Origin of the sequence: Anaeromicropila populeti (genome assembly GCF_900112775.1) — a bacterium.
In the GTDB taxonomy this organism is placed as follows: Bacteria; Bacillota; Clostridia; order Lachnospirales; family Lachnospiraceae; genus Anaeromicropila_A; species Anaeromicropila_A populeti.
Map to the genome: position 1 here is coordinate 1 of NZ_FOYZ01000034.1, position 3,302 is coordinate 3,302.

Sequence of the window (3,302 nt, forward strand, 5' to 3'; positions counted from 1 at the left end):
CTGAAGGAAGAAGAATATCGGAAAGCCGTATGCGGGAAAACCGCACGTACGGTTTGATGAGGGGGCGGTGGCAATCCCACTGCTCTACTCTATCAAAGGTGGAAAAGTAATGAAATGGAAAGGATTGAAAATAAGGGGTTTATATATCAAGCAGATGGCTGTCTGGTGATAAGAATCCTGTTTCTTTTTGTTAAACAGAACATTTCTATGAATTATTTGTCTTAGGGTTGAGTTGATAGGATTGAAATAGGGTAGGTTGTAGAGATAGTATTGATATTTGGTAAGTTAAGTTTGACAGGATTATTAAACGCCAGCCACGAAGTGTGTATGAGACCGGCGTTTAATTATTTGTGGTATCAAAGTTCGAGAACTGAAGAAGCAATAAATCCAATAATTTGAAGATGGATAAATAACTTTGGAAAATATAATCCGCAAGCTATAAAGTGTTCTTTGGATTAAGTAGAAATACGATTAATAAAGTGGGCAATGTGTATATTAAGAGATTTCAAGGATATGAAAAAGAGGGGAAATAGGGCACATAGAAGTACGAAAGAGAGAACCTTTCATGTTTGCACATTGGTCATATCGAAGTAGGAATGTTGTTATGCTAGTATCAACTGATTGTTTTTTGTTTTATGTTTTATGGAGGGAAATATATGCCTGTAGAAGTGATAAAAGTAAATTATAAACCTTTGTGGAAACTGTTGGTAGATAAAGAAATATCAAAGTCTGATTTGAGGAAAAGAACAAAAATAGCTCCAAGTACATTCACTAAAGTGGCAAATAATGAGCAGGTATCCTTGAATATATTAGCACGTATTTGTAAAGAACTTGAATGTGGATTTGACGATATTGTAGAGAAGGATGAATAAGTTTTTATGAAGGTGGTAGAAAAATGCCGAAGATAATGGAAATAATAGCAAAAGAAACGAGAGGAACTAGTTATAATACATATAAGTATAGTTTTGATTCTATAGGATTGCCTTCAATTGTTTATGATGACGATTCAACAAAGGTGATGAAGTGGCAGGATTGTGCAGAAACGGTAGAGCATACAAAATCGGTAGATTTAAAATCACTTGCGGATAGAATAGTCATGGAGCCTCCTTTGATTAATTACTTTTTAGATGGCTCACGACATGTGTTTAAAGTAGATGATATGGCATATAACAAACAAGTATTTCCAGTGGTTGCTGGTCAAATTGGAGTTGGATGTTGTAAGCGAGTGGATAAAAAGATGTACCCAGAAGCGTATTACAGGGAATTGGTTTTAGCATTACCTGATAAGAGCAATGCAGATGGTTGGAATGACGTAGCATATTTTGCATCAACGGTAAAAAAGTTAAATGCAAGTGAAGAATTGAAAAAATTAAATTTAAATTTTTCTGTGATAATTCCCTATGCGACATCTAAAGTGGGTGCACCTGAAGCGAAACTTGAAGACAGAGCTATAGGAGTAATTCAAGACTATATGATTGAGTCTGAAAAGCGTATGGTAGCTGAATTGGTAAAAAAGAAGCTATTGGGGCAGGACAGTTATTTGTTGAAAGATGGTTCATTAGAATATAAAGTTATGAAATCCGGGCGTGAAGATTTAAGAACATTACAAAAAATAAAGCATAACTATAATTGGGTTATAGGTGTTTCTAAATCTTTTAATCCAGAGAGTTGTCTGGATCACACTGGCAAGCCAAATTCAAAATATATAACCGAATTGCCAGTGTTCCATAGAACACCCGTTGCTCGTTTTGAAAATAGAGAATTTTTAGGTGATGTACAGTTTGGCGTTTGGTATATACGAATAAGAGATAAATCAAGAACACAGACACCTTTTGACGGAGTAGTGAAGGTCGAAAAGATTATGATGGACGAAGAGTTGGAGAAGGGTATTGATAGTGATGTAATTGATTTAATATCTGCAAATATAATTAATGAACGAAATCCGACCTGTTATGGAACAGATAAAAGATGGGCTAACCATCTATATCCAGTGTTCTTAACGGAGTCATTTGTTAAGAGCAAATATATTAGCGCACAGTTATTTTTACATTTATTCTAAGGAGGCAATATATAATGGCAAATAATTTGATTGGAAGAGTTTTAGCAACAGAAAAGAATCCTACAACTATTGATGATTTTACATTTTGGACTGATCCAGAGTTAATATTAAATCCTTTTGATATTGTGAAAGTAGCACATGTAAATGATTCGTATTCATATGGAGTAATCGAAGATATAGCACATATAACAGATGCAAGTAGTTTTTTGACTAATTTCATTTCTAGTGATTTTGGTAATGTTGAGATTGAGGAACCTACATTGCGTGTCGGAATGAATTATGTGAAGGCGAAAGTTATTTGTAATGAAAAGAATATTTATATACCATTGCAAAATAATGCGAAGGTAATGTTGGCAACAGCGGAAGAAATAAACTATGCGTTAGGATTACAGAATATTCAGAATCCTCTTGTATGTGGATATTTAGAAATGTATGAGGGTACGAAAGGTTGTGAGAAGGTTACACTACCAGTAAATTTGAATTCCAAGTTTATTGTTGGACCAGAAGGTGCACATTTGAATATATCTGGTATATCAGGATTGGCTTCAAAAACATCGTATGCAATGTTTTTGATAAAGGCAATTCAAGATAGTTATTTGAAGAAAGCTGGAGAAGAATCGGAAGAGGATAGTGTTGCTTTCGTTATGTTTAATGTAAAAGGTAAGGATTTGCTCGCTATAGATCAACCTAATGATTTTATGGACGAAGAGAATCCTGAAAAGGCGAAAAAGGAAACATTTGAGAAGTATAAAAAGTTGGGGCTATCAACAGAACCTTTTAAAAATGTTCATTACTATTACCCATATTCTGTGGCAAAAACACGTTACTGGAATACCTATTTAACAGAAGAAGAGGTTAATGACAACATCAAAAAGAAAAAAGCAAAAAAATTCAAATATATATACAAGTATGATAAGGAAAATTTGGATTTAATGTTTGCAAATATTGATGATTCTAATCAAACAATGGATTCAATTATAACGTACATTATGTCGGGGCAGGGGGATTTTGGTAAAATAAATGATTGGCAAGAATTTCTTGAATCTATAAAGAAAAAGTGTGAAGCAGGAGCAAGTGGAACTGATAAAGAAATTCCGGTGGCAAGTTGGAGAAAATTTTATAGAATTATCAATAAAGGTATTACAGATAATGATATTGTCAATATCTCTTTACACTTTTTTCACAAGGATGTTCGACCTATGCCGCATCCTGTAAGGAGGCATAGTATTGTTGCCTCTTAATC

3 protein-coding genes are annotated in these 3,302 nt (G+C 33.9%); all 3 read left to right on the plus strand.

Translation table 11 applies throughout. The annotated features are described in order from the left end of the window. The first annotated feature begins 656 nt into the window (after window positions 1-656). Genes BM305_RS18610 through BM305_RS18620 form a run of 3 tightly spaced genes read left to right on the plus strand, consistent with a single transcriptional unit; the run spans window position 657 to window position 3,300 of the window. Window positions 657-872, plus strand: coding sequence for a helix-turn-helix domain-containing protein (locus BM305_RS18610; RefSeq protein WP_242940597.1), 216 nt, complete (start codon window positions 657-659; stop codon window positions 870-872). Between the two features lie 23 nt (window positions 873-895). Continuing rightward, on the plus strand, window positions 896-2,059 hold the full coding sequence (locus tag BM305_RS18615) for a hypothetical protein (RefSeq protein WP_092564480.1): 1,164 nt from the start codon (window positions 896-898) through the stop codon (window positions 2,057-2,059). Window positions 2,060-2,073: 14 nt separating this feature from the next. Next, window positions 2,074-3,300: a hypothetical protein gene (locus BM305_RS18620; protein ID WP_092564483.1), complete on the plus strand. Its 1,227-nt coding sequence runs from the start codon at window positions 2,074-2,076 to the stop codon at window positions 3,298-3,300. Window positions 3,301-3,302: the final 2 nt, after the last annotated feature.